Origin of the sequence: Achromobacter sp. Root565 (assembly GCF_001427425.1) — a bacterium.
Classification (GTDB): Bacteria; Pseudomonadota; Gammaproteobacteria; order Burkholderiales; family Burkholderiaceae_B; genus Achromobacter; species Achromobacter spanius_D.
Genome location: NZ_LMGO01000001.1, coordinates 2,439,357 through 2,465,159 on the forward strand (window position 1 = coordinate 2,439,357; position 25,803 = coordinate 2,465,159).

The 25,803-nt window shown below is 67.0% G+C and carries 21 protein-coding genes; 5 read left to right on the forward strand and 16 right to left on the reverse strand.

From position 1 onward, the window contains the following. Positions 1-36 precede the first annotated feature (36 nt). The 8 genes from ASD71_RS10910 to ASD71_RS10945 all read right to left on the reverse strand — a co-directional run bounded on the left by ASD71_RS10910 (position 37) and on the right by ASD71_RS10945 (position 6,388). Positions 37-1,353, reverse strand: coding sequence for a MinD/ParA family protein (locus tag ASD71_RS10910; RefSeq protein WP_056563233.1), 1,317 nt, complete (start codon positions 1,351-1,353; stop codon positions 37-39). Further along, positions 1,350-2,711 (reverse strand): type II and III secretion system protein family protein, encoded by a 1,362-nt coding sequence (locus tag ASD71_RS10915; protein WP_156395120.1) that lies wholly within the window; start codon positions 2,709-2,711, stop codon positions 1,350-1,352. The genes ASD71_RS10910 and ASD71_RS10915 overlap by 4 nt, the downstream gene beginning before the upstream one ends. Before the next feature lie 64 nt (positions 2,712-2,775). Continuing rightward, a complete protein-coding gene (cpaB, locus tag ASD71_RS10920) occupies positions 2,776-3,750 on the reverse strand; it encodes a Flp pilus assembly protein CpaB (RefSeq protein ID WP_056563236.1) in 975 nt (324 codons plus the stop codon). After that, positions 3,747-4,238 carry a TadE/TadG family type IV pilus assembly protein gene (locus tag ASD71_RS10925; RefSeq protein ID WP_056563239.1) on the reverse strand — a complete coding sequence of 164 codons (492 nt, stop codon included), beginning with the start codon at positions 4,236-4,238 and terminating at the stop codon, positions 3,747-3,749. The genes cpaB and ASD71_RS10925 overlap by 4 nt, the downstream gene beginning before the upstream one ends. A gap of 1 nt (position 4,239) precedes the next feature. Continuing rightward, positions 4,240-4,701, reverse strand: a complete 462-nt coding sequence (locus ASD71_RS10930; protein WP_082578856.1) for a TadE/TadG family type IV pilus assembly protein — start codon at positions 4,699-4,701, stop codon at positions 4,240-4,242. Beyond that, positions 4,647-5,153 (reverse strand): prepilin peptidase, encoded by a 507-nt coding sequence (locus ASD71_RS10935; RefSeq protein ID WP_056563244.1) that lies wholly within the window; start codon positions 5,151-5,153, stop codon positions 4,647-4,649. The genes ASD71_RS10930 and ASD71_RS10935 overlap by 55 nt, the downstream gene beginning before the upstream one ends. Before the next feature lie 157 nt (positions 5,154-5,310). Further along, positions 5,311-5,523 (reverse strand): Flp family type IVb pilin, encoded by a 213-nt coding sequence (locus tag ASD71_RS10940; RefSeq protein WP_056563247.1) that lies wholly within the window; start codon positions 5,521-5,523, stop codon positions 5,311-5,313. A gap of 34 nt (positions 5,524-5,557) precedes the next feature. Further along, a complete protein-coding gene (locus ASD71_RS10945) occupies positions 5,558-6,388 on the reverse strand; it encodes an MHYT domain-containing protein (RefSeq protein ID WP_056563249.1) in 831 nt (276 codons plus the stop codon). Positions 6,389-6,720: 332 nt separating this feature from the next. On the opposite strand from ASD71_RS10945, the gene ASD71_RS10950 reads away from it, so the two are divergent. Both ASD71_RS10950 and ASD71_RS10955 read left to right on the forward strand, forming a co-directional pair. Beyond that, complete coding sequence (locus ASD71_RS10950) at positions 6,721-8,334, forward strand: collagen-like triple helix repeat-containing protein (protein ID WP_056563252.1); 1,614 nt, start codon at positions 6,721-6,723, stop codon at positions 8,332-8,334. A gap of 29 nt (positions 8,335-8,363) precedes the next feature. Then, complete coding sequence (locus tag ASD71_RS10955) at positions 8,364-8,909, forward strand: MarR family winged helix-turn-helix transcriptional regulator (RefSeq protein WP_056563255.1); 546 nt, start codon at positions 8,364-8,366, stop codon at positions 8,907-8,909. Between the two features lie 67 nt (positions 8,910-8,976). Here the strand turns inward: ASD71_RS10955 and ASD71_RS10960 are convergent, their stop codons facing one another. The 7 genes from ASD71_RS10960 to ASD71_RS10990 all read right to left on the reverse strand — a co-directional run bounded on the left by ASD71_RS10960 (position 8,977) and on the right by ASD71_RS10990 (position 19,891). After that, positions 8,977-10,668, reverse strand: a complete 1,692-nt coding sequence (locus ASD71_RS10960; protein ID WP_056563257.1) for an ABC transporter ATP-binding protein — start codon at positions 10,666-10,668, stop codon at positions 8,977-8,979. Beyond that, positions 10,665-12,176 carry an ABC transporter permease gene (locus ASD71_RS10965; protein ID WP_056563260.1) on the reverse strand — a complete coding sequence of 504 codons (1,512 nt, stop codon included), beginning with the start codon at positions 12,174-12,176 and terminating at the stop codon, positions 10,665-10,667. The genes ASD71_RS10960 and ASD71_RS10965 overlap by 4 nt, the downstream gene beginning before the upstream one ends. A 5-nt stretch (positions 12,177-12,181) precedes the next feature. Next, positions 12,182-13,159 carry an ABC transporter permease gene (locus ASD71_RS10970; protein ID WP_056563262.1) on the reverse strand — a complete coding sequence of 326 codons (978 nt, stop codon included), beginning with the start codon at positions 13,157-13,159 and terminating at the stop codon, positions 12,182-12,184. Further along, positions 13,156-15,393, reverse strand: a complete 2,238-nt coding sequence (locus ASD71_RS10975; protein ID WP_056563265.1) for an ABC transporter substrate-binding protein — start codon at positions 15,391-15,393, stop codon at positions 13,156-13,158. Before ASD71_RS10975 ends, ASD71_RS10970 begins: the two co-directional genes overlap by 4 nt. Positions 15,394-15,515: 122 nt before the next feature. Then, positions 15,516-16,190 (reverse strand): thermonuclease family protein, encoded by a 675-nt coding sequence (locus tag ASD71_RS10980; RefSeq protein WP_056563269.1) that lies wholly within the window; start codon positions 16,188-16,190, stop codon positions 15,516-15,518. Between the two features lie 476 nt (positions 16,191-16,666). Then, on the reverse strand, positions 16,667-17,677 hold the full coding sequence (locus ASD71_RS10985) for a magnesium and cobalt transport protein CorA (RefSeq protein WP_056563271.1): 1,011 nt from the start codon (positions 17,675-17,677) through the stop codon (positions 16,667-16,669). 84 nt (positions 17,678-17,761) lie between these two features. Next, complete coding sequence (locus tag ASD71_RS10990; protein ID WP_235512095.1) at positions 17,762-19,891, reverse strand: ATP-dependent helicase; 2,130 nt, start codon at positions 19,889-19,891, stop codon at positions 17,762-17,764. 114 nt (positions 19,892-20,005) lie between these two features. Between ASD71_RS10990 and ASD71_RS10995 the strand changes: the two genes are divergently transcribed. Further along, positions 20,006-20,920 carry a DUF72 domain-containing protein gene (locus ASD71_RS10995; protein ID WP_056563274.1) on the forward strand — a complete coding sequence of 305 codons (915 nt, stop codon included), beginning with the start codon at positions 20,006-20,008 and terminating at the stop codon, positions 20,918-20,920. Between the two features lie 311 nt (positions 20,921-21,231). Here the strand turns inward: ASD71_RS10995 and ASD71_RS11000 are convergent, their stop codons facing one another. Beyond that, positions 21,232-22,743 (reverse strand): PLP-dependent aminotransferase family protein, encoded by a 1,512-nt coding sequence (locus ASD71_RS11000; RefSeq protein ID WP_369818950.1) that lies wholly within the window; start codon positions 22,741-22,743, stop codon positions 21,232-21,234. 96 nt (positions 22,744-22,839) lie between these two features. On the opposite strand from ASD71_RS11000, the gene ASD71_RS11005 reads away from it, so the two are divergent. After that, entirely contained in the window at positions 22,840-24,102 is a 1,263-nt protein-coding gene (locus ASD71_RS11005; protein ID WP_056563276.1) for a 4-aminobutyrate--2-oxoglutarate transaminase, read from the forward strand. 142 nt (positions 24,103-24,244) lie between these two features. Continuing rightward, complete coding sequence (locus ASD71_RS11010) at positions 24,245-25,714, forward strand: NAD-dependent succinate-semialdehyde dehydrogenase (protein WP_056566761.1); 1,470 nt, start codon at positions 24,245-24,247, stop codon at positions 25,712-25,714. Positions 25,715-25,803 lie beyond the last annotated feature (89 nt).

Sequence of the window (25,803 nt, forward strand, 5' to 3'; positions counted from 1 at the left end):
CCGTGCGTCTGTTAATCCGTCAGCCGATGTGGTCCGTCAGCCGATCACCATGCGGCGGTGCACGCCGGGCAGCCAGGTAGCCAGCCAGCTTGCGTGCCCGCCGGGCGCGGCTTCCTCGGTGCACAGGCGTTCCGCCAGCGTCTGCACCGCGCGCACGTAGACGTCGCGCTCGGCCTCTTCGTGCAGCAGATGGCCGCGGTTGGTGCACACCATCAGCGGCAGCGTGCGGTCCGGCAGCGTGCCGACGAGTTCCAGGCTGAAGCGTTCGGCGATCTGCTTGGCCGTCATGCCGTAGCGCTCGTCATAGCGATTCACGATGAGGCCTAACGTGGAACGGTCCACGTGCAGATGCTCCAGTTCCTGCAGCAGCCCAGCCAGCGAAACCAGCGCGCCCACGCTCTGGTCGGTCACGATCCAGTTCAGTTGCGAGTTGCGCGCCAGGCCCGACACGAACTCGGCATTGGTGAAACCGCCCGCGTCGGCCACAACGACGGAGAAGTGCTGACGCATCCGTTCAAACACCAGCAGCGAATCCGACTGCGACACCTCGCGCATCTGCCCCAGATCGCGCGGCAACGACAGCACGCTCAGGCCGTTGGCGGTGTGCGCCATCGCCGATCCGAGCAGCGTGGAATCGAGGCGGCGCAGATTGCGCGCCGCCTCGGCAAAATCGAAGTCGCCGCCGATGTTCAGGTAGAGCTGGCAATCGCCCACCGGCCAGCCCAGGTCCATGAGGGCCACGCGGCTGGACAACGGCAGCGGCTCGCCCGGCGGTTGAGACGCCTTGGCGGCGCGCTGGTTGTACGTCAGCTTGAGGCGGTCCTGCACCATGCCTGCCAGATGCACGGCCAGCGTGCTGGTGCCCACGCCGGGACGCGCGCCCAGCAGCACGACGCTGCGGCGCGTGCCGTCCATGCGCCCGCCCGACGGCCGGTCGAGCACGCGCAGCACCACCTCCCGGACCTCCTGCGGCGCCACGGACGGATCGACGAAATCAACCGCTCCCGCACGCAGGGCGGCGATCGCCCCCTCGGGCTGGCTTACGTAGCCGACCGCCACGCGCGGCAGGGTCGGCGCGATGCGCGCCAAGAGCCGCGCCAGTTCAGCGGACTTGAACAATTTGCCGGGTTCGTCGTCGCTCAACGAGAAATCCAGGAACACCACCTGCGGCGCAAGCTCCGTCAGTCGCCGCGCCAGTTCCTCGATGCGCGGCGACTCCTGGGTCAGCACGCCCAGGTCGCCCAACGCCATCCCCAACTGCGAGGCAATCGCACTACCCTGAGAACAAAACAGGAACCGCGTGCCGTTCTGCAGGCCCACTCCTTCGCTGGCATGTGTCTTCATATTGGTCACCGTGAGAATCCCGGCATCTGCTGGCCGCTTGCCGGGCCGGTCAGGTAATAACCCCAGGCGTTGAACGCCGAGTCCGTTTGCTCCTGCCGGGCGCCCGGCAGCGGCAAGGCCACGCCGCGCGCGATCGGGCGCACCAGGCGCGGCGTCACGACGATGACCAGCTCGGTGTCTTCCTGGGAATAATCGACGCTGCGAAAAAACGCGCCGATGATCGGCAGGTCGCCCAGCATGGGCACCTTGTTGACCAACGCCTTCGTCTGGCGCGACACCAGGCCGCTGATGACGAAACTTTCGCCATCGCCCAGTTCGACCATCGTGTCGGCGCGACGCGTGCGCAGCGCCGGAATGATGGTGCTGGTGTCTTCGCTGGTGTTGATGGCGATGCCGTTGGTGTAGTCCAGCTCGCTGGCCTCGGGCGCCACCTTCAGCGCGATGCGGTCGCGCGACAGCACGGTGGGCGTCACGGTCAGGCCGATGCCGAAGGGCTTGAAGGTCACGTTGACGGTTCCCAGTCCGCCGGCCTGCGGGATCGGCAGCTCGCCGCCCGCCAGGAAGCTGGCGCTCTGCCCCGTCAGCGCGACAAGCGTGGGCTCGGCCAGCACGCGCGCCATGCCGTTGGTCTGCAAGAGGCGCAGGCGCGCTGCAAAGTTGTTTGAGTCGTAGAACAGCGAAAACCCCGACGCCAGCGCGCCGCCCAGGCTGGCTGGCATGGTGGAGCTGCCGCCGCTCCAGGGGCCATTGCTGGCCGTGAAGCTGATGCCGGCCGCCTTCATCACCGAGCGCGACACCTCGACGACCTTCACTTCCACCTGCACGACGCCGCCGGCGCCAGCGGTGGACAGGTCCACCACGTTTTTGTCACCGCCCACGGCGGCGGCCGCCATCGTGGCCGAGGCAATCTGCCCGAGCGGCGATTCGGCGTGGCCCGAAACGACGGCGTGGCCGTCCGCGATGTCCACGTTGGCGCCGCCGACCAGGCCGCGGCTGGCCAGCGCGCCCTGCACGCCGCTACCGACGCGCACGGTCCAGACCTGCGGCGCGGCGTTGCCGGCGGACCAGACTTGCAGCCGCGTGGTGCCGGGCTTCTTGCCGTACAGCAGCACGGCGCCCGCGCGGTTGCCCGTGGCTGGCAGCACCTTTACATCCGCCACGTCCGGATCGCCGATGGCGATGCGCGAGGGCGCGCCGTGATCGAGCATGACGGTCTGCTGCTCCCTGACCGCCATTGAAATGTCGCGGGCCGGCGCGTTTGCGCCAGTCGCGGGGGCCGCGGTTTGTGCCAGGCTGATTCCTTCGTGTGTCATTGCCGCGGCGGCCAACAGAAGGCAGATCATGGTAGTGCGCTGAAGGTTCTTCATAGTGCCGGATCTGATGGTGGGATTCTTTGGCTGCGGGCTGCGCCTGGTGCGCCCGCAGCCCCGTTCAGTAGCGCACGTGCTCGGCTTTATCTCCTCGAATGATTTCGACTGTGCGGCCGCCGCCGGTCCCTTGCGGCCGGGCTGCGGCGCGGGTTGCGGGGCCGCGCGCGGCGGGCGCCAAGGCGGCGGCCGTGCTGCCATCCAGCTGCACCAGGCTCTCGCCCGCGAAGGCGCGGTTGGGGCCGGCCAGCAGCGATTCGCGCTGCGCGGGCGTCAGATCCGCGCGTACCGGCAACACCGTGCCGCGCGGGGCGAACAGGGCCACATCCGGCATGCTGTCGTCGCCCACCGGCCGCAGCGCCAGTTGCAAGCGGCCCGCGCGGCTGGCCAGCATCAATTCGTTGACGCGATCCACCGGCACCGCCAGCACCGCGGTGCGTGCCGGCTGGCCCGGGCCGCCCTGCTGCAAGGCCGGCTTCTCGTCCGGCCCTTCCACCGTGGCCTGGCCATAGGCCAGCACGCGCACCTGCGACTGCAAAAGGCGCGCCTGGCCCGACGCGACTTCGGGGCTTTTCTCGATCATGAAGAACACGTCCACCATGTCGCCCGGGACGATGCGGTTGCCACCGCCGATGACTTCGTCCACCGCGATGGCGACGGCGCGCTCGCCCGCCTTGAGCTGGCGCGCCAGGCCCTGCGTGAGTAGGCTGGGCACGATCGGATCACCCACGGCAATGTCGACCTTCGTCACCGCGCCATCCAGCGGCGCGGGGTCGGCAAAGCCGCCGGACAACGCGGCCTGCCACTGCACGACCGTCAGCATTTTTGCGCGGTCGATGCGCGAGCCGGCCGCGATCGCCTCGCGAGCCACCACCACCGGATACAGCTTGACCGGCTCGGCAGGCGCCACCGCAAGCGGCGCGGGCGCCACGCTGACCGCCGGGCGGGGCGGCGCCGACGCCAGCCGCCACGCCATGAAGGCAAGCGCCACGCCCGCCACCAGCAACAATCCCGCGACGATCTTGCTCAGACTGCTCATGGCGTCCCCTGCGATATCTGCACGACAGCCTGCGAATGCAGCCTGCTCGGTATCCAGTTGCGGTTCGCGCCCGGCAAGGCCGTGACGAGGCCCCGCACGGTCTCCAGCAACGGCCAGGTCTGGGTGTTGTAGGTCATGGCGACGGTCGCGCAATCGGCCTGCGCTCCGCCTGCCCCGGGCCAGGCGCACGGCGCGCGCGTGGCGCTGCACAGCACCGCCGATCCGGCGGAGAAAGTTCGCATCGCCGCCACGCAGGCGATGGCCGGCACGTCGGCCTGGCCGCTGAACCGCGCATGGACGGCCGCGCGCGCGCCGTCAGCGGCGGCGGCGGCCAATTGCTGCTGCATCCAGAACAGGGCGCCGAATCCGACCACGCCGCAGATGAAGAGCAGCAGCAACGTAAGCGTCAGCGAAAACTCCAGCGCTGCGATGCCGCGCTGGCGCGCGCGCGTCTTGATGCGGTTGAGGTATTGCGGCGCCGCGCGCATCTCAGCTTCCCCCGCCCAGGGCATCGCCCAGATGCACCGTGGCGCGCGCGCTCAATACGCTGGAAGCCGGCATCAGCGCCGTGTTCAACAACGGCACGGACGGGATGAGCGGATGGGCGCCATACGCGTACGACACGTTGACTTCGACCTGATCCTGCGCAAGCGGCAATCCGCTGCACGCGCCGCCCCCCGCGCTGGTCAGCGCGCCCGCACTGCCGCACACCGCCACCTGCACGGGTCCCGCGGACATGGCGCTGATCCACGCCGCCTGCGACAGCGCCGATTCGCGTCCGGCTTCGGCCCGCGCCACAAGCGACGCGGTGCCGGGCTGCCACTGCAGGATCTTGCGCGCGCCGTCCTGCGCGGCAAGCGTCACGGAATGCTGGGCGGCAACCACCAGGGAATACGTCAGGATCCCGTAGAACACCAGGAAGAACACCACGAATACCAGGGCGAATTCCACGGAATAAGAGCCGCGCTGACGGCGGCCAGCCCCAGATATGCCGCGTAGGGAATCTGGCGCGCGCGGTTGCTCAGCGCCCAGACGCTCGACACGACCAGATACAGCAGACTGTGCAGACCCGCCAGCACGCTGGCCAGCACCAGCGTCACCATCAGCGGCGCAAAGCCCAGCAGCAGCCCGAGAACGGCGATCGCCTTGATATCGCCTGCGCCCATCAGACGCCAGCGCCACAGCGGCAGAAATAGCGCCGCCGCCAGAAAACCGGCCAGCGCCGGCAGCCATCCACTCCATCGCGGCGGATAGGCCCAGCCCGGCGCCAGCAAGGCCGCCAGCAGCCAAAGCAATTGGGCCGCGAGTCCCGCGACGATCAGCCGGTTGGGGACGCGGCGGTGACGCAGATCGCCATGGATCAGCGCCAGAATCCAGCATGTAAACAACAGCCACCACAGCATCACCCCTGGATACAAGGCTAGACCTTCTGAAGAACGGACAAGACCTCGGGCGTGCCGCGGCGGGCTCCGCCCCCTTCAATCAAGCGATGCCGGGTTGCAGGTTCGCGCCGCGGTGGCCAGGGCCACCGCGCCACCACGGCGCGGATCCGCTTGCGGCTCAGCCGGCGCCGCCGGCCGGCGGCGTGGTGCCAGTCCCCGCCTTGGCGTTATCCAGCTTGGTGCCAAGGTCCTCGAACATGCCTTTCAAGGAACCGGTAAAGGCGCCCACCGCCACGATGAGGGCCACTGCCACCATTCCCGCGATCAGCCCGTACTCAAGGGCGGTGATCCCGTCTTCGTCATTCCAGAACTGCGCAAGTGTTGCTTTCATATCAAGCTCCATGGGCATCGATTGAAGGGTCCCGCTAACCCGGCCCCGGAGAGGCGTCCGGGGATCTCCCCGAAACCTCGCCAGGCGCCGATTCAATGATCGAGTCAATGCGCTGCGCCATGCGAGCGCGAAAGCGTTGCGAAGCCCGCTGCAAATGCCAGCGCATGAGCAGCAAGGTGATGATGGACAGGGCGAATGCGATATACGGCAGCATGGCGCCCCCGATATACCGGCCGGCGGCGTCATTGGCGGCCGTGCAGATAACGGCTCCGGCGGCCGCACCCGTGTAATGCATGCCGCACACGGCGACGGCCATCAAAATGGCGGCGCCGATGCGCTGACGTTCGTTCTGCGTATTAAATGCGAGCCAGAGCGCGGCAGTGGCCGCTATGACGGCGATCAGCACCGACAACACAACCAACGGCAGATTCCAGAGCAGGACCGCCGGCATGCGCGCGGCGCTCATCCCGACATAATGCATGGAGGCGACGCCAAAGCCCGCGGCGCAACCGCCGATCAGGCACCGAATAAAAGAGAACCGATCCCGGCCGACATACCAGAAGGCCCACCCGGAAAACCCGGCGGCAACCAGAAAGCTCAGTATGGTCAGCCCGGCCTGATAACCGACTTCAAAAGGCAGGTTTTGCGCCAGCATGCCAATGAAATGCATGCTCCAGATCCCGACGCCGCCCATCGCCACCGCGCCGATGACGACATAGCCAAGGCGGATCTCCCCGTCCTGCGTTTCCGCGCGGATGCCCGCCGCCGCCAGCAGGGCGACGTACGAGCCCAAGGCCGCGATCAGGAACGACAGCGCCACCAAGCCGCCGTCGAAGGAGAGCGGGACAACGTCGCCCGGGCTCATGAATGCTCCTCGTGTGGTAGCCGGCAGCGATATTGCGCAGCCGGCGGGTAATACGTAACGCCGGCCGTAACGTCCGACGTAACGTTACGTCGGATGACCGGCTTTCCGTAACAGTCGCAGGCTCGCCGCCATCCCAAAACAGGGATTATCGAGAGCCAGGGAAAAACCCTTAAATACCAGCGTATGCGCTTGATAACAAAGCGAATTTATTGGCTCGGCATTTCCCAAACTGGCGATATGCAACGGTTCTGAAAAATCTTGGCATGGTTTATGCATCAGGAAGCGTACCGGGTTGTTTCAAGACTCGATTCTTCCAGCCAAAGGAGTTCGTCATGCAGAACCGTACCGAGATGCGCCGCCTCCATCACGTCCTGACCGCCACCGTCATGGCCACCGCGCTTGTCGGCGCGCTGACCGCCTGCGGAGGCGGCGGGGGCAGCGGGAAGAAAACTGCAGGACTTCCGGGAACCGATATCCCGACGAACCCGGGCGGCGGGGGGCTTGATCCCGGCGTGAACCCCGGCGGTGGAACGAATCCCGGCGGGGGCACCAACCCGGGCGGCGGCACGAACCCCGGTGGCGGCACCAATCCCGGCGGCGGCGGCACCGACCCCGGCACTAACCCGCCGCGCGTTACCGGCCTGCTGGAAACGACGCTGGGCAATACCGGCGGCGCGGTCGACAACGCCCTGCCCCTGAATCTGGACTCGACCCTTGGCGGCGTTGGCAAGGCGCTGGATCCCACGATCAAGCCGGTCGCGGACACCGTGGTTGGCCTGACGCAGCAAGTGGGCGCCACGACCGGCCTGGGCCAGCCTGTCGACGGCATCGTCAGGCAGGTTGGTGGCGCGGTCAGCGACCTGGGCACGGACGTCAAGGGCTCGGGCCTGCCCGGCGGCCTGGCAGTCGGCGTGGGTGGCCTGGTGGATGGCCTGGGCAAGACGGTGGCCAGCACGGGCGGCCTGCTGCATGCGGACGCCAACAACCCCAATCCCCTGACCACCGTGCTGGGCAATGCCACGGACGCAGTGGGCGCGCTGACCGGCCCGCTGTCCGGCCAGGGCGGCCTGCTGCAACCGATCACGCAAGTGGTGGGCGGCGTGACGGGCGGTGCGCTCAACGGCCCCACCACGCCGCTGCTCGAGCCCGCGCTGGGCAATGTCGGCAAGACCGTCGACAACGTGCTGCCGCTGGGTCTGCAGACGACGCTGGCAGGCGTGGGCGGCGCGCTCGACCCGACCGCCAGCCCGCTGGCCGGCAACGTCGTCGGCCTGACGCAGCAAGTGGGCGACACGACCAAGCTGGGCGCACCGGTCGCCAACCTGTTGACCGGCCTGGGCGGCACCGTCACCAATCTGGGCGGCTCGTTGCCGGGTACCGCGCCGGGCTTGAACGGCGTACTGCAAGGGCTGGGCGGCGCGGTCGCGAGCGCTGGCGGTTTGCTCCATGCGACGCCGGGTAACGCGAATCCCCTGGGTTCGACGTTGGCCAACGCCACGGGCGCCGTTGCCTCGCTGACGGGGGGGCTGGGCGGCGTGACGGGCGGCCTGGGTGGCGTCACGGGCGGCGCCAACGGCGCGGGCGGCCTGCTGGCGCCCGTGACCGGCCTGCTCGGTGGGGTAACCGGCGGATTGACCGCTGGGGCCGGCGCCGCCGCGGGTGCCGGCGCCTCGGCCGGCACGAGCGGCGGGGGTCTGCTGGGCGGGCTGCTGGGCGGCGTGAATGTCGCGGCGGGCGCGGGAGCCGGCGCGGGCGCAGGCGCTTCCACCGGTGCGCCGGCCAGTTCGGGAGGCTCGGGCGGAACGACCGGTGGCGCAGCCAACGGCGGACTGCTCGGCGGTCTGCTGGTGGGGGTGACGGGCGCGACGACGGGCAGCTCGACGGGCGGTGCGCCCAATGGCGGCTTGCTGGGCGGACTGCTCGGCGGCCTGGCCGGCAAGAAGTGATCCCCTAAAAACCGCCAGGAAACCCCATCATGCTGCAACAACACACCTATCAACACCACGAGCCCATGACCGGCATGGTCGAGCCATCAAAGAGCAGCCGGCGGTCCGGCATGCTGGACGAAATCGGCCTGCTGCTCGGCCGGCAGTTCGCCGCCTACAACACGGCCTGCCAATCGGCCTTGGCCGAGAAGCTGGGCACGACTGTGGCGGACTTGAAGGCGCTGGAGCTGGTCATCGCGTTCGATGCCCTGCCGACGGGGCATCTGGCGAGATTGATGGGCATCAGTTCGGGGGGGGCGACCGCGCTCATCAACCGGCTGGAAGCAGCCGGCTACGTGGAACGCGGCCGCCACCCGCTTGACCGCAGGATCATCGTGATCCGGCCGGTCGAGGCGCAGTGCCGGGTGCTCGCGCAGGAGCGGCAGTGGATCGCCGAGACCATCGCGATGACTTCATGCAACTATGACACCGCGGAACTGGAGGCCGTGCACGGGTTTTTGACGCGGTGCGGCCGCGGCGTCAAGCGTGACACGCTGGACTGGTTGGAGACGGGCAGCGCGCATCAGCCCGGGTAGACGGCGGGGTATTGCCTCGTTGACGCTACCACCGGATCCGGCCACGTTGGCCGGATCCGGCTTTGGATCACTCCGCCTCCGGCGGCCCGAAGTGCAGACGCGGCACCGCGGCCAGCAGCCGGCGCGTGACTTCCTGGCGCGGCGCCAGCAAGACCGATTCGGCCTGACCGAGTTCGACGATGCGGCCCTTGTCCATGACCGCGATGCGGTCCGCCAGGTACTCGACCACCCCGAAATTGTGGGTGATAAAGAGATACGCGATGCCCAGATCGGTCTGCAGTTCGCGCAGCAGATCCAGAATCTGCGCCTGCACCGACACGTCCAGCGCCGACGTGGGCTCGTCGCAGATCAGCACCTTGGGCTCGACGGCCAGCGCGCGAGCAATGGCAATGCGCTGGCGTTGTCCGCCCGAGAATTCATGCGGATAGCGCATCAGCGTATTGGCGGGCAGCCCTACCCGCTCGATGAGCTGCGCGGCGTGCTTCTCGCGATCCTGCCGGCTCATGCCGCGCTTGAGCGATGCCAGCCCCTCGTCCAGGATCTCGCCGATGCGCATGCGCGGATCCAGCGACGCGTACGGATCCTGGAACACGATCTGGATGTCCTGGCGCAGCCGCTGCAGCTGGCGGCGGTCGGCGGTCAGCAGATCCTGGCCTTGCAGCATGGCGCGGCCCGAGATGCGCGCGCCGTCGATCAGCCGCAGCAACGCCTTGCCGGTCGTGGTCTTGCCGCAGCCGGACTCGCCCAGCAGCGCCAGCGTTTCGCCCGCGCGCAGCGTGAAGGTCACGCCGTCCACGGCTTTGACCCAGGACACGATGCGGCGCAGCGGCCCCTTGCGTACCGGGTAATGGACTTTCAGGTCCTGCACGTCCAGCACCACGCCCGCCGTGCGGTCCGGCCCGGCCTGCTGGCGCTGCTGCGCGGCCACGGCGCGGCCCTGTTCGGTCAGCGGCACGCCGCGCTTGTCGAAGGTGGGAATGGCCTCGAAGAGCTGCTTGGCATATGGATGGCGCGGCGCCCGGAAGAATTCCTCGGCGCTGGCGCTTTCGACGATCTCGCCGCTGCGCATCAGCGCGACGTGATGCGCCACGTTCTTGACCACGGCCAGGTCATGCGTGATCAAAAGGACGGCCATGCCCATTTCCTGCTGGATGCTGGCCAGAAGGTCCAGCACCTGCGCCTGCACCGTTACGTCCAGCGCGGTGGTCGGCTCATCGGCGATCAGCAGCACGGGTTCGGCCGCCAGCGCGATGGCGATCATGACGCGCTGCTTCTGGCCGCCGGAAAACTGGAACGGGTAGTCGTCGATGCGGCACTCGGGCTCCGGAATGCCGACCCGGCGCAGCCACTCGATGGCCCGCGCGCGCGCCGCCGCCCCGCGCAGCGGCGTGTGCGCGGTCAACGTCTCGGTGATCTGGTCGCCTACCCGCATGACCGGGTTCAGGCTGGTGGACGGTTCCTGGAAGATGATGCCGATGCGCCCGCCGCGCACGCCGCGCATGGCGCTTTCGGGCAGGCGGTTCAGGTCCTCGCCGTCCAGGTCGATCTGCCCGCCCACGATGCGCCCGGCGTCCGGAAGCAGCCGCAGCAGCGCCAGCGCGGTCATGCTCTTGCCGCAGCCCGATTCGCCCACCAGCGCGAAGGTCTCGCGCTTGGAAATGGCCAGCTGCAGCCGCTTGACCGCATGCGTCATGCCGCTTTCGCCCGCGACGTCGACGTCCAGGCCGTTCACGGTCAGCAAGGGAGTGTCGTACGTCATGGCGCCTCTCCGGTCTTGGAGGCGCGGCCGTCCGCCGCCAGCATGGCTTCCGGACGGCGGCCAAGAAAGCCCAGGCGCGCCAGGCGGCTGGGCTTGTAGCGGCGCGTGCGCGGATCGAAGGCATCGCGCACGGCGTCCGCAAACAGGTTGGCGGCCAGCACCAGCGCCAGCATGAAGAGGAAAGCGGTCATCAGGTTCCACCAGATCATGGGATCGCGCGACATTTCCAGCCGCGCGCCGTCGATCATCGAGCCGAAGGAATTCATGCTGGGATCCACGCCGATGCCCAGGTAGGACAGCACTGCCTCGTAAAGCACCAGGCCCGAGAACTCCAGCACCACGGTGATCAGCACCAGATGGGCCACGTTGGGCAGCAGGTGGCGCGTCATGATGCGCCAGTGCGACACGCCAAAGGCGCGCGCGGCCTGCACGTATTCCAGTTCGCGCAATTTCAGGGTTTCGGCGCGCAGCAGACGGCACAGCCCTGCCCAGCCGGTCAGGCCCAGGATCATGCACAAGAGGAACAGCCGCAGGTCGGCGCGTGCCGCCGAGGTGTTGAAGAGGTCGGAATGGTTGTCGATGTACACCTGCATCATCAGGGCGCAGGCAGCAACCAGCAGCACGCCGGGGATCGAGGTGATGGTGGTGTACAGGTACTGGATGGCATCGTCGACCTTGCCCTTGAAATACCCCGCCGCGATGCCAAAAATGATGGCCGGCGGCAGCATCGCCAGCGTGGTGAGACTGCCAATGACGAGCGCCGTGCGGATGCTTTTCAGCGCCTGCCACAACACGTCATTGCCGATGCGGTCGGTGCCCAGCGCGTGATAGCCGCTGGACAGGCCGGCCAGCGCCCCCACCGCAAGGCACAACAGGGCGAAGGTGATCGTCATGGCGCGCCAGGGAATGTCGGCGCGGCCGGCCAGCAGTTCCTCGGCCGCGTGCGACGCCGAACCGGTGGCGCGCGTCAGGCAGGCAAATAGCAGGACCGCGCCCGCCAGCGCGACGGCCAGCCCCGCGGCCAGCCCCCACCCCAGCCGCATCGCAATGTCGCCCGCACGCTCTTTCTCGGGATCGGTCAGGTGCAGCGCCGCCCCGCGCAGCCGCGGAAAATCGCGTACCGGCTTATCGTCGAGCAGCATGGTCTCTTTGGTGAACTGATGCGCGGCCAGCGGCTCGGAATAGGTTTTTTCGGGGCGCGTGAGCACGGTGCCAGCCAATAGCCCATCCAGCGCGGACCGCACCGCGGGCGCGTAGACCGGCGGGGCGTCGGCGGCGGCGCCCGGCGCAGGCGGCAGCAGCGGACGATAGTGCACAGAATCCAGCAGGCCGACCACCGAAAACGCGACCAGGATGACGGCCGAACACATGGCGGGCGTGTCGCGCGCGACACGCGCCCAGGTGGCGCGCAGGTTGGGACTGCGGCGCACGTGCCAGACATAGGCCAGCGCGCCCGCCACCATCAGCCACAGCGCGATATCGGTCCAGAGAAAGACGAACTTGGGCATGGCGGCTACTCGAAACGCACGCGGGGATCGGCCAGCGTGTAGGAAATGTCGGCCAGGATCAGCCCCACGATATAAAGCGCCGCGCCCAGAAACACCATGGCGCGCACGATGGAGAAGTCCTGCGCATTGATGGCGTCGATGGTGTAGCTGCCCAGCCCCGGAATGCCGAAGAACGATTCGGCGATAAGGCTTCCCATGAACAGCAGCGGCAGCGCGGCGACCGTGCTGGTCAGGATGGGCAGCATGGCGTTTCGCAGCACGTGACGGAACAGCACGACACGTTCGGCCAGGCCCTTGGAGCGCGCGGTGCGCACGTAGTCCTTGCCGATCTCTTCAAGAAACAGCGTGCGGTAAAAGCGCGCCTCCGGGCCCAGCCGCGACACGATCGCCACCAGCACCGGCAATGCCAGGAACTTGATCACGTCCAGTCCGCCCGAGTAGCCCGAGAACGGCACCAGCCGCAGCAGCTTCGCAAACAGCCACTGGCCCGCAATGATGTAGAACAGGCTGGATATCGACAGCAGCATCACGCACAGCACGACGCCCCAGAAGTCCAGCCGCGTGGCCCGGAAATAGACCAGCGTCAGCGAGAACACGATGCTGGCGAACAGCCCCAGGAAAAACGTGGGCACCGCCAGCGCCAGGCTGGGCCCCATGCGCGTCTTGATCTCGCGGCCGATATCGCGGCCGCCATCCGACGCGCCAAAATCCATCACCAGCAGCGGCACCGAACGCCGGTAGAACACCGTGTCCGTGAGCTGTGCCGTGCCTTGGGCCTCGGCATTGAAAAAGAGCGGCTTGTCGTAGCCGCGTTCGGCCTTCCATTTCTCGACGGCGTCCTGGCTGACACGCTGGCCGCCGATGGCCAGCCGCGCCATGTCGTCGGGCGTATTCACCGCAAAGAAAAGGATGAAGGTAAAGAGATTGACGCCGATCAGAATCAGCACGCCATACAACAGCCGGCGAATGACATAGCCGATCATGATTGATGCTCCTTGCGTTCGGGCGGCACAAACGCCGTCTGGCGTTCACGCCGCTTGAGCGCCACGTACGAAGGCCAGATCGCGAGCGCCAGCAGCAGGATGAAGACGCCGACGGGCCACCAGATGGGCGAGTTCCATTCGTCGATCTTCTGCTGCCGCAGCGCCGGGTCGACCTTCATGTACTGCAGCGTGTTGCGCACCATCTGCGTGGGCTTGGCGTTGCCGACCCACTGCTGGTAGGCGCCGCCCGACATCGGGAAGTAGCCGAACATCCACGGCGCGTCGCGCTGGACGACGGCGATCATGTCGGCGATCAGCGCGGCCTTCTCGGGACCGTCGTCCAGGAATTTCATCTGCTCGAACAGCTTGTCGAACTCGGGGCTGGCATAGTTGGCCGCGTTCTCGCCGCCGCCCTTGGCCTTGGCGTTGGGGCCGTACAGCAGGAACAGGAAGTTCTCGGCGTCGGGGTAGTCGGCGTTCCAGCCCCACAGGAAGATCTGCGCGGCGCCACGCAGCATCTTGTCCTGGAAGCGGTTGTAGTCGGTGGCCCGCACGTCGAGCTGCACGCCGATCTTGGCAAGCTGGCGTCGCATCCAGTCGGATTGCGGGTTGGACCCGCCGCCGGACATCGAATCGAAGTAGAGCACGAGCGGCGCGCCAGTCTGCGCGTTGCGGCCGTCCGGGTAGCCGGCCTCGGCGAGCAGCCGCTTGGCCACGTCGATGGACTTGCGCACGGGCTTGCCATCGACCAGGTCATAGACCACGGGATTGATGCCTTCGGGCGGATCGCGGTAGCCCAGCACGCCGGGCGGAACCGGGCCATACGCCACCGATGCCTGGCTGTTCTCGAACACCGCCACGTACTCTTCCCAGTCGAAGGCGATGCTGATGGCCTGGCGCAGCTTGCGGTTGCGTTCCTGCTGCTCGGGCGTGTCGCCCTTGCCCACCACCGGATCCAGCCAGTTGAAGCCCATGTACCAATTGGCGGTCTCGACCGTGGTCGGCAGCTTGATGCCGTGTTCCTGGTACTTGCGCGCCTTGTCCTGGCTGTCGCCGGCCGCCACCAGCATGGCCACGCCGTATTCGCCGCGCTCGATCTGCGGCACGTCGTAATAGCCCTGCATGAACTTGCCGGTCAGCGGAATGGCTTCCTTTTCGACGCTGAATTCGGCCCGGTCGATGAACGGCGTGGGCTTGCCGCAGTCGGCCAAAAGGCCGGCCGCCTTGTCGCCGGGTTCGCCTTCGCAGGGGTAGGGTTCGCCGTGGTAATTGGGATTGCGGCCCAGCACGTGGCGGCGGTTCTGCAGCGATTCGACCAGCATATACGGCCCGGTGCCCACCGGCCAGGTGTTCAACGAGAGGTCGTGCGCGGCCATGCCGGGCTGGTTATAGAAACGGTCCGCTTCCCACGGGATGGGCGCGGTAAAGGTCATGGCCAGCCAGTACTTGAACTGGGGATACTTGCCGTCGACGCGGATCCGCAGCGTGTGGGCATCCAGCGCCTCGACACCCTTGAAACCGTCGTCTTCGCGCAGATCCAGCCAGGGCGACGCGCCGGCGCCCCCAGGCACGTCGCGCCGCAGGTCCTGATCGCGCTTGCGCAGCCGGTCGCCGTAGTCTTTGAGGCCCTGCACGTGTTCGGCCATCAGCGAATAGATGGGCGACACCACCCGCGGGCTGGCCAGGCGCCGGAACGCATAGACGTAGTCGTCGGCGGTGAGCTCGCGGGTGCCGGTCAGCGGGAAATCGGGAATGTAGAACTTGTCGTCGAGTTCGCCGGGCGCCAGCGGATAGTACGCATAGTTGCCGTCCTGCTTGCGCGCAAAGGCCGGATGCGGCGCAAAGCGGATGCCCGGCCGGATCTTGATGTCGTAAACGCTTTGCGCGATCTGCTCGCCGGGCGCGTCCGCGGGCAGCGGGTTGCCGTCCTTGTCCAGGTACACCGGCGGATCGATCGACGCCGCCGCGCGCGGGATCAGTTCGTAGGGCCGCTTCAGGTAGTGATACCCGTAAAGCGGCTCATAGATGTTGTAGGTATATGGCGTCTCGTCGCCGGAATAAGAGCTGGCCGGGTCCAGGTATTTTGGGGATCGTTTGACGAAAGCGGAATACAGCGTGTTCTGGCTTTCGGCGCCGGATGGATACGGGCTGTTGATGGGGCTTTCTTGCGAGCAGCCCGCCAACGCCAGCGACAGCAGCATGGCCGACGCCCAGAGCCGCTTCAATACACCCATGGAAACCTTCCCTTCGTTTCGTAGCGACAGAGGATAGCAAATGGGGGGCTGGGGAAATACCCCGGCATGCCCTTAGAGGCGCAGCGGGCGAATCGGGCGGGAGCGGGTCGGGATGGCGGCGCTCAGCCGCACTGGCGTTGCCGCCAGCAGTCGTAGCGCCATTTCCAGGGCTGCATGGCATCCGGACGCGCCCACAACCCGCGGCCGGCTGCCTTGGCCTGGCGCTGCAGGTCCGGCATGGCCTTGTCGCGCAGGTAATCGCCCTTGCGGGCCGTATAGGCCCAGGCGTAGCCCGCCTCGACCTGCACGCGGTTGGCGGAGCGCCCATCGTCCAGGATCAGCGCGCAGACATCGCGGCCATACTGATCCTGCTCGTAGCACTGCGCGGTGAGCGTCTTGCCGGCCACCAGACCCGCCAGGTGCTTGCGCGCGGCCTCGGCGTCAGGCTGGCCGGGCTGATCCGTGCCATGGCCTTCTTCCGGCGCGTCGATGCTGTCCATCCGAATGCGCCGCTGCCCGTCCGGCGCCCGAAGCGTCACGGTGTCGCCGTCCGCCACATTCACGATCGTGCCCGTCAGGGTGTAGCTCCCCGGCGGCACACCACCCGCGGGCGCCACGGCCGACGGTTTGCCACCCGCCGGCGCCGAGAGCTTGCCGCTTGCCGTCGGCCCCGGGCGCTGCGGCGCCGAATCCTGCGGCTGCAGCCAGTTCACGATGGCACCCGCCGCCGCCAGAACCAGGGCAACGACAAGGGCGGTCAGCTTGCTGCCGCCACGAAAGGGAGATTTGCCACGCACCGGCGGGACTCCAGAGGGAAAACGAAAGCGAGTTTGCCACAAGGAAGCTCGCCGCATTCGCCTGGATGTTGGAGTCTGACACTGGCGTGGAGGTGTCTGACACCCTGGGCACACCGCTGCAAACCCAAGGTCGTCTCACCAGGGTGTCAGACACCGGGGCAAGAACACCAYCTCTCATTTGGAGGTGTCTGACACCCTAGGCACACCGCTACAAACCCAAGGTCGTCTCACCAGGGTGTCAGACACCGGGGCAAGAACACCACCTCTCATTTGGAGGTGTCTGACACCCTAGGCACACCGCTGCAAACCCAAGGTCATCTCACCAGGGTGTCAGACACCGGGGCAAGAACACCACCTCATTTGGAGGTGTCTGACACCCTAGGCACACCGCTACAAACCCAAGGTCATCTCCCCGGGTGTCAGACACCGGGGCAAGAACACCATCTCCCCAGCACGTCAAACCCCAGTCCCCCCCCTTACAACCAGCCCGACTTCCGGAACCGCCAATACAGCACCGAACAAACCGACGCGATGACGCCCAGCGTGATCGGATAGCCCCATGGGGACTTGAGTTCCGGCATGAACTCGAAGTTCATGCCGTAGATGCCGGCAATGGCGGTGGGGACGGCAAGAATGGCGGCCCAGGACGCGAGTTTGCGGGTGGTGTCGTTCTGCGCCGCCTGCCCGATCATCAGGCTGGCTTCAAAGGCGAACGCCAGCGACTCGCGCAGCGAGTTGAAAAGCTCATCCACGCGCAACACGCGATCCGCCACTTCACCGAAGTAAGGCCGCGCATGTTCGTCGACCGCGGACATCTCGACGCGCGCCAGCCTGCGGCAGATCTCGGCCAGCGGCGACACCACGGTATGGATGCGCAGCAGGTCGCGGCGCTGCCGGTACAGCCTGCGGATGTCCGAGTCCTTGGCGCCGCGGATCAGCAGCTTCTGTTCGGCGCCTTCGACGACGCTTTCGATCTTGACGGCCGCCGCCACATAGCGATCCACCAGCCAGTCCAGCAGCTCGGACGCCACATAATCGCTGCCGCGCTTGAGGAGGTCGGGCGAGGCTTCCAGACGCTCTCGCAGCGGGCTGTGCCCGGCGGTGGCGCCGCGCCGCACCGTGACCAGAAAACCATCGCCGATCAGGAACTGCGTCTCGCCGAAGATCGGACGCTCGGCTTCGACCTCCACCGTCGCGGCGACGATGAGAATCATGTTGCCGTAGTCGATGATCTTCGGCCGCCGGTGCGTTTCCAGCATCTCTTCCTGATTCTTGTCGCAGGCGCCCAATTCCCGCGCCACCTTGGCAAGCGTGTCCGGATTGGGATTGCGCAGCCCGATCCACAACATGCTCTGGCCCTGCCGTTGGGCGACGTACTGGCCGGCCTCTTCGATGGGGACCTCGCGGTCCCGCCGTCCGTTCACGTAGGCGATCGATGCCACGACCTCGCCTTTGGGCGCATCGGCGGCTTGCACTTCAGTAGACATAGACATCCTCGGACAAATCGATCCCTGCCGCACAGCTTGTGTTTATCGGCCGATGATAGCCCAGCCCGCGGGTGGACCGACCGCTCAGAAGAGGTTGCGTACCCGCTTGGCCACATCAATGCGCGGCGCCTGCGGCTCGCGCGGCTCGCCCCGTCCGGCCGGCAGGTCGGGGAGCTTGGGCAGATGGTCGAAGAGCGGCAGCATGGCGTTGGTGATGAACCGGGTGCGCGAGCCGTAGACGTGGCGGTCACCCATGCCCGTCTGCTGGTGCACGTAGAAGCGCTGCGGCACAACGAGCTGCAGCCGTTCCTTCGCGCGCGTCATGGCCACGTACAACAGCCGGCGCTCTTCCTCGATCTCTTCGGCCGTGCCGGTGCTCATGTCGGACGGAATGCAGCCGTCCACCACATTCAGCACATAGACCGCCTTCCACTCCTGCCCCTTTGCCGAATGGATCGTGGACAGGATCATGTAGTCCTCGTCCCGCAGCGGCGCGCCGGATTCGTCACTGGTGGCGTCGGGCGGGTCCAGCGTCAGCTCGGTCAGGAAGCGCTCGCGCGACGGATAGCCCGAAGCGATGCGCACGAGCTGGTCCAGGTCGGTCTTGCGCACGCGCGCATCGTCGTACAGGCGTTCGAGCTGGCCGCTGTACCAGCGCAGCGCCAGGTCCACATCGGCCGGCCACTTCAGCGTGGGGTCGCACAAAGCGGCGTACGTGTCGGCAAAGGCGCCCCACTCTTCCTGAGCTGCCGCGCCCGGCTTGAATTCGCGCAGTGTGCGCAGCGGCTCGGCGGACGCGGACATGGCGTCCATCAGCTTGCCCGCCGTGGCCGGACCGATGCCCGGCATCAACTGCGCGACGCGGAAACCCGCCATGCGGCCACGCGGGTTCTCGGCCCAGCGCAGGATCGACAGCAGGTCCTTGACGTGCGCCGCTTCCAGGAAACGCAATCCGCCGAATTTGACGAAGGGAATGTTGCGGCGGGTCAGTTCCAGTTCCAGCGCGGCGCTGTGGCTGGCGGTGCGAAACAGCGCCGCCTGCGACTTGAGCGTCGCGCCGCCCTCGCGCTGCGCCAGCACCTGGTCGGCCACCCAACGCGCCTGGCCGGCTTCGTCGCTGACCGTGACCAGTTCGGGCAACTGCGAGGACTTGCGGTCCGTCCACAGATCCTTGGCATAGCGTTCGGTCGCCTGCGCGATCACGGCGTTGGAGGCGGTCAGGATGGGTTGCGAGGACCGATAGTTGCGGTCCAGCGTGATGACGCGCGCGGGCGCGGGAAACAGGTTGGGAAAGTCCAGGATGTTGCGCACCGTGGCCGCGCGAAACGAGTAGATGGACTGCGCGTCGTCACCCACCACGGTGAGCCCCCGGCCGTCGGGTTTCATGGCCAGCAGAATGGCCGACTGCAGCCGGTTCGTGTCCTGGTATTCGTCCACCAGCACGTGATCGAAGCGCGCGCCCACGTCCGCCGAGATCTCCGCATCCGACATCATTTCGGACCAGTACAGCAGCAGATCGTCGTAGTCGAGCACCTGCTGGTCCTGCTTGGCCGCGACATATGCACGGAACAGGTTCTTGAGCTCGTCCTCCCATTGGGCACACCACGGAAAGGACGTCTTGAGCACGTCGCCCACCGGCGTCTGACTGTTCACCACGCGCGAATAGATCGCCAGGCACGTTCCCTTGAGCGGAAAGCGCGACTTGGTGGAGGACAGGCCCAGCTCGTGGCGCACCATGCCCATCAGGTCCTCGGCGTCACCGCGGTCATGGATGGTGAATGCTTCGGACAGGCCAATGCGCAGCGCGCAATCGCGCAAGAGGCGCGCGCCAATCGCATGGAACGTGCCCGCCCAAGGCAGCGACGGCGCCTGCTGCGACGACCGCAGGTTCATCACCCGTTGCAGCACCGACCCCACGCGCCGCTCCATTTCCAGCGCGGCGCGGCGCGAAAACGTGAGCAGCAGCATGCGCTGCGGGTCCGCCCCGTTCAGGATCAGGTGCGCCACGCGATGCGCGAGCGTATTGGTCTTGCCCGACCCCGCGCCCGCGATCACCAGCAGCGGGCCGTCGTTGCCGGGCGCGCCGGCCACGCCGAACTCGGCGGCTTCGCGCTGCGCGGGATTCAGGTCGGCCAGCGGATCGGGCCGCTCGGCCGGACGGGCGCCGGTCAGGTGGTTGTCGGGCGTGCAGGGAATTTGATCTTGGTCTGGCATGTCGCGGAGCCGCAGCGCTGCGGCCGCAAAAAAGGAAGGAGCCAGGGCTGGCTCCGGATGAACACTGTATATTTATACAGAATTTTTGACCTTTCGTCTGAACGCCCCGGCGCCATGTCCGATTTCCCACGCATCCTGACCGGCACCGCCTCCTGGACCGACCCCACCCTGCTGGCCTGCGGCCGCTTCTATCCGCCCGATGCGCGCAGCGCTGAATCCCGGCTGCGGTTCTATGCGTCGCGCTTTTCGCTGGCCGAGGTCGACGCCAGCTTCTACGCGATGCCCACGCCGGACAACGCCTACCTGTGGTCCACCCGCACGCCGGACGATTTCGTCTTCAACATCAAGGCGTTCCGGCTGTTCACTGGCCACCAGACGCCACTCACTGCCCTGCCCGGCGACATCCGGCGCGAACTGGCGGATTGGCCGGAGCCCATCATCTACCACGACCGCATGCCGGCCGACCTGCGCGACGAACTCTGGCGGCGCTACCAGCTTGCCGTCGAGCCGCTGCGGATGCCGGGCAAGCTGGGCGCGGTGCATTTCCAGTTTCCGCCGTGGGTACGGCGCGACGCCCGCGGCATGGCGCGCGTGGCGGATTGCGCGCGGCGGATGGAGGAGCATCTGGTATCGGTGGAATTCCGCCATCGCAGCTGGTTCGAAACCCCGGCGGCCACCGCGGACACGCTGGCCTTCGAAAGGGATCTGGGCGTGGTGCACACGGTTGTCGACGCGCCTCAGGGTTTTGAGAACACCGTGCCCGCGGTCTGGGAAAGCACCCACCCCGACCTGACCCTGCTGCGCCTGCACGGGCGCAATGCGGCCAAGTGGAATGCGTCCGGCCCGGCGTCGTCGGGACGGTTTCAGTACGAGTACTCGGAAGCGGAACTGGCCGAACTGGTCGCCCGCTTCACGCGGCTGGCGTCACAATCGGCGCAGGCGCACGCGGTGTTCAACACCAACTTCGAAGACCAGGGTATGCGCAACGCGGCGGCCTTCGCGTCGGCGCTGCAATTGCCGGGCATTTGAATGGGTGCCTGACGGCCGGCACGTTCGGTTGGGCCGGTGTCAGACACCCGGGAAGATGATCCGCAGTGCGCAGCGGCGTCTCAACGGGTGTCAGACACCTAGGTAGTGGGCAACATACAAAGTGTCTGACACCCACAGAGAAACGCTTCAACCAACGCCGTGCCACATGGGTGTCTGACACCGGCCGAGACACCCAGGTAGTGGCCAACATACAAGGTGTCTGACACCCACAGAGAAACGCTTCAATCCAACGCCGTGCCACATGGGTGTCTGACACCGGCCGATAAAGCGCCAACCTTTGCTCTCGGGTGTCAAACACCCGCCTTCGCCGCAGTCCGCGCCGCCGGCCGCGCCACTTCCGCCAGACTCTCCAGCAGCACTTCAAACTTGCGCGCGATGTCGTGCTCCGGCACACAGGCATAACCCAGCAGCAACCCGGGCCGGCGCCCTTCCTCGTTGACGTAGTAGCGCGACAGCGCGCGCGTCAGCACGCCCTTGCTGCGCGCCACCTCGACGACGCGCAGGTCGTCCATGTCCTCCGGCAAGGTCAGCACCAGATGCAAACCTGCCATGCTGGCATCGCGATGCAGCCAGTCCGGACCCAGCCGGCGCTCGATCAGGTTGACCAGCATGGCGCGGCGGCGGCCGTACAGCATGCGCATGCGGCGGATGTGCGCCGCATAATGGCCCTCGGAAATGAACGTGGCCAGCGCCGCGTGGGTCATCAGGTGCCCCTCGCGGTACAGCTCCGCGTGCGCCGCCTGAAATGCCGCCGTCAGTGGTTTGGGCAGCACCAGATAGCCCACGCGCAGACCCGGATACAGCGTCTTGCTGAAGGTCCCCATGTAGATCACGGGCGCGTCGGACTCCAGGCCCAGCAGCGACGCGATCGGGCGCCCGGAGAAGCGGAACTCGCTGTCGTAGTCGTCTTCGATGATCCAGCTGCCGCACTGCCGCGCCACCGCCAGCAACTGCCGCCGGCGCGCCAGCGACATCACGGGCCCCAGCGGGTACTGATGCGACGGCGTGACGAAGATGAATCGCGGCGGCGTGTCCACCGTGTCCGGCACCCGCATGCCTTCTTCGTCCACCGGCAGATGCACCGTTCGCAGACCGTTGGCCTGCAAGATGGTGCGCGCGCCCCAGTAGCCCGGGTCCTCGACCCATGCCGTTTCGCCCGCCTCGCCCAGGATGCGCGTGGTCAGGTCAATGGCCTGGTGCGAGCCCTCGGTAATGATGATCTGCTCCGGGTCGCAGTCGATGGACCGCGTCAGCGCGAGATGCTGCGCCAGCGCCTCGCGCAGCGCCGGCAGGCCGCCGCCATAGGAATAGGTCAGCAGGTCCGGTGCGGGATTGCGCCACAGCGCGCTGAAGATGCGGCCGAACTTCTTGTGCGGGAACTCGGTCAGGTCGGGCACCCCCGGCATGAACGCGCCCCATTGGTACGGCGAGGCCGACACGCCATCCACGATGGCCGCGCCGCGCGGCGACAGGGCCGGACGCGAGGACGCCTGCTGCGCCTGGCGCGCGCGGCGGCCGCTGGCCAGATACGAATCCGGCACCGAGGCATTGACGAAGGTGCCGTTGCCCTGCCGGCTGCGGGTGTAGCCCTCGGCCAGCAGCTGGCTGTAGACGTGGACGACGGTGTTGCGGGCAATGCCCAGCTCCGCCGCCAGGTCGCGCGTGGCGGGCAGGCGCGAGTCCGCGGCAATGGATCCATCCAGGATCGCTTCGCGGATGCCGCGGTAGAGCCGCTTGTTCATGGGCTCGCTGGCGCCGTCGGCCAGGCGCAGCAGCAGCAAGTCACCGACGATGGACCGCAATTGGTTCTACCTAATTTATTAAAGTGGTTCCCACAAGTGGGGCCATCGTAGCATTAAATAACTGCTTTACCGCCCATCACTCTCATCGAGACCGAGATGAAGAATCAGGATCTGAATACCCGCCGTTCCCTGGCCACGCCGCGCGGCGTCGGCGTCATGTGCGACTTCTACGCCGTGCGCGCGGAAAACGCCACGCTGTGGGATGCCGAAGGCAAGGAATACATCGACTTCGCGGGCGGCATCGCCGTCCTGAACACGGGCCACCTGCACCCGAAGGTCAAGGCCGCGGTCGCCGCGCAGCTCGACAACTTCACGCACACGGCCTATCAGATCGTGCCGTACGAAGGCTACATCTCGCTGGCCGAGCGCATCAACCGCCTCGCACCCATCGACGGCCTGAAGAAGACCGCCTTCTTTACGACCGGCGTCGAAGCCGTCGAGAACGCCGTGAAGATCGCGCGCTCGTCCACCGGCCGCTCGGGCGTCATCGCCTTCTCGGGTTCGTTCCATGGCCGCACGATGCTGGGCATGGCGCTGACCGGCAAGGTCGCTCCCTACAAGCTGTCGTTCGGTCCCATGCCGGGCGACATCTATCACGTGCCGTTCCCCAACGCCACGCAGTCCATCAGCGTGGCCGATTCGCTCAAGGCGCTGGACTTGCTGTTCAAGGTCGACATCGATCCGAAGCGCGTCGCGGCCATCATCATTGAACCCGTGCAGGGCGAAGGCGGCTTCAACATCACGCCGCCCGAACTGATGACCGCGCTGCGCAAGGTCTGCGACGAGCACGGCATCCTGCTGATCGCCGACGAAGTCCAGACGGGCTTTGGCCGCACCGGCAAGCTGTTCGCGATGGAACATCACGGCGTGCAGGCCGACATCATCACCATGGCCAAGAGCCTGGGCGGCGGCTTCCCGATCTCGGGCATCGTCGGCCGCGCCGACGTCATGGACGGTCCCGCCGCGGGCGGCCTGGGCGGCACGTACGCCGGCAACCCGCTGGCCGTGGCCGCGGCGCACGCCGTGCTGGACGTCATCGCTGAAGAAAAGCTGTGCGAACGCGCCGCCCAACTGGGCGAAAAGTTGCGCGCGCATCTGGAAGGCCTGCGCGCCAAGGTTCCGGGCATCGCCGACGTGCGCGGCCTGGGCTCGATGGTCGCGCTGGAACTGAACGACGCGGCCGGCAAGCCCGACGCCGAAGCCGTCAAGCGCGTGCAGCAGCGCGCGCTCGACGCCGGCCTGATTTTGCTAAGCTGCGGTGTATACGGAAACGTCCTGCGCTTCCTGTATCCCTTGACCATTCCCGACGCCCAGTTCGCACGCGCGCTGGACATCCTGTCCGAGGCGCTTGCCGCTTGAGGCAAAGGCCCTGAATAACCGGTTATTCGGCTGGCAGGAACAACGATTGCGGGCGTAGCAGGCAGGCGGCTTGATGAACAGGCCGCACGCCTGCCACGCCCGCAATCGCTTGGCCCGCCGCACCATCAAGGAGACTTCCAACATGACAGCACTGTCCCATCCCCTCGCCCGTCCCGACCTGCTGCGCGACGCCTGCTACATCGACGGCAAGTGGGTCGGCGCCGGCGAAGGCGCATCGATCCCCGTCGACAATCCGTCCACTGGCAAGACCATCGTGTCGGTGCCCAAGCTGGGCCGCAAGGAAACCGAGCAGGCCATCGCCAGCGCCCAGGCCGCGCTGCCCGCGTGGGCCGCCAAGACTGGCAAGGAACGCGCCGCGATCCTGCTGAAGTGGGCGCAGCTGATGATGCAGCACCAGAAAGACCTGGCGGCCATCATGACGTCCGAACAAGGCAAGCCGGTCACCGAAGCCGCGGGCGAAATCGCCTACGCCGCGTCGTTCCTGGAATGGTTTGCCGAAGAGGCCAAGCGCATCGACGGCGACATCCTGCAAAGCCCCAAGGCCGGCCAGCGCCTGATGGCGCTCAAGCAGCCCATCGGCGTGACCGCCGCGATCACGCCGTGGAACTTCCCGGCCGCGATGATCACCCGCAAGGTCGGCCCGGCCCTGGCCGCCGGCTGCACCATGGTCGTCAAGCCCGCTCAGCAGACGCCGCTGACCGCGCTGGCGCTGGCCGTGCTGGCCGAAGAAGCCGGCGTGCCGGCAGGCGTGTTCCACGTCATCACGGGCAGCTCGCGCGACATCGGCGCGGCGCTGTGCGAAAGCGACGTAGTGCGCAAGCTGAGCTTCACGGGCTCGACCGAAGTCGGCCGTACGCTGATGGAGCAGTGCGCGCCCACCATCAAGAAGCTGTCGCTCGAACTAGGCGGCAACGCGCCCTTCATCGTGTTCGACGACGCCGACCTGGACCGCGCGGTCGACGGCATTCTGGCCTCGAAGTACCGCAACGCCGGCCAGACCTGCGTGTGCGCCAATCGCATCTATGTACAAGCCGGCGTGTACGAGGAAGTCGCCAAGCGCCTGGTCGCCAAGGTCAACGCCATGAAGGTCGGCGACGGCTTTGAAGACGGTGTGACGCAAGGTCCGCTGATCGACAAGAACGCCATCGAAAAGGTGCAGGAGCACATCGCCGACGCCACGGCCCACGGCGCCAAGGTGATCGCAGGCGGCAAGCCCCACGCGAAGGGCGGCACGTTCTTCGAACCGACCGTCGTGCGCGACGTGACGCAATCGATGCGCTTTGCCAGCGAGGAAACCTTTGGTCCCGTCGCGCCGCTGTTCCGCTTTGAATCGGAAGACGAAGTCATTGGCATGGCGAACGACACCATTTTCGGTCTGGCCGCCTACTTCTTCACGCGCGACTACGCCCGCATCTGGCGCGTGTCCGAAGCGTTGGAATACGGCATCGTGGGCATCAACACCGGCCTCATCTCCAACGAAGTCGGCCCCTTCGGCGGCGTCAAGCAATCCGGCCTGGGCCGCGAAGGCTCCAAGTACGGCATCGAAGAGTACCTGGAGATCAAGTACCTCTGCGTCGACCTCGGCGCATGAAGTCCGGCACGCGCGGCGCAACGCCGCGCGCGTTTGCGGCAAACGCGCTGCACGGCGGGCCCGCCGCCACGCAGCGCGTCGCCCGCCAA

Bases quoted from the DNA above. Each gene is read 5' to 3' on its own strand.
- ASD71_RS10915 (WP_156395120.1), bottom strand. From the start codon at position 2,711: ATGAAGAACCTTCAGCGCACTACCATGATCTGCCTTCTGTTGGCCGCC.
- cpaB (WP_056563236.1), bottom strand. From the start codon at position 3,750: ATGAGCAGTCTGAGCAAGATCGTCGCGGGATTGTTGCTGGTGGCGGGC.
- ASD71_RS10925 (WP_056563239.1), bottom strand. From the start codon at position 4,238: ATGCGCGCGGCGCCGCAATACCTCAACCGCATCAAGACGCGCGCGCGC.
- ASD71_RS10935 (WP_056563244.1), bottom strand. From the start codon at position 5,153: ATGCTGTGGTGGCTGTTGTTTACATGCTGGATTCTGGCGCTGATCCAT.
- ASD71_RS10940 (WP_056563247.1), bottom strand. From the start codon at position 5,523: ATGAAAGCAACACTTGCGCAGTTCTGGAATGACGAAGACGGGATCACC.
- ASD71_RS10945 (WP_056563249.1), bottom strand. From the start codon at position 6,388: ATGAGCCCGGGCGACGTTGTCCCGCTCTCCTTCGACGGCGGCTTGGTG.
- ASD71_RS10950 (WP_056563252.1), top strand. From the start codon at position 6,721: ATGCAGAACCGTACCGAGATGCGCCGCCTCCATCACGTCCTGACCGCC.
- ASD71_RS10955 (WP_056563255.1), top strand. From the start codon at position 8,364: ATGCTGCAACAACACACCTATCAACACCACGAGCCCATGACCGGCATG.
- ASD71_RS10960 (WP_056563257.1), bottom strand. From the start codon at position 10,668: ATGACGTACGACACTCCCTTGCTGACCGTGAACGGCCTGGACGTCGAC.
- ASD71_RS10965 (WP_056563260.1), bottom strand. From the start codon at position 12,176: ATGCCCAAGTTCGTCTTTCTCTGGACCGATATCGCGCTGTGGCTGATG.
- ASD71_RS10970 (WP_056563262.1), bottom strand. From the start codon at position 13,159: ATGATCGGCTATGTCATTCGCCGGCTGTTGTATGGCGTGCTGATTCTG.
- ASD71_RS10975 (WP_056563265.1), bottom strand. From the start codon at position 15,393: ATGGGTGTATTGAAGCGGCTCTGGGCGTCGGCCATGCTGCTGTCGCTG.
- ASD71_RS10985 (WP_056563271.1), bottom strand. From the start codon at position 17,677: ATGTCTACTGAAGTGCAAGCCGCCGATGCGCCCAAAGGCGAGGTCGTG.
- ASD71_RS10990 (WP_235512095.1), bottom strand. From the start codon at position 19,891: ATGCCAGACCAAGATCAAATTCCCTGCACGCCCGACAACCACCTGACC.
- ASD71_RS10995 (WP_056563274.1), top strand. From the start codon at position 20,006: ATGTCCGATTTCCCACGCATCCTGACCGGCACCGCCTCCTGGACCGAC.
- ASD71_RS11005 (WP_056563276.1), top strand. From the start codon at position 22,840: ATGAAGAATCAGGATCTGAATACCCGCCGTTCCCTGGCCACGCCGCGC.
- ASD71_RS11010 (WP_056566761.1), top strand. From the start codon at position 24,245: ATGACAGCACTGTCCCATCCCCTCGCCCGTCCCGACCTGCTGCGCGAC.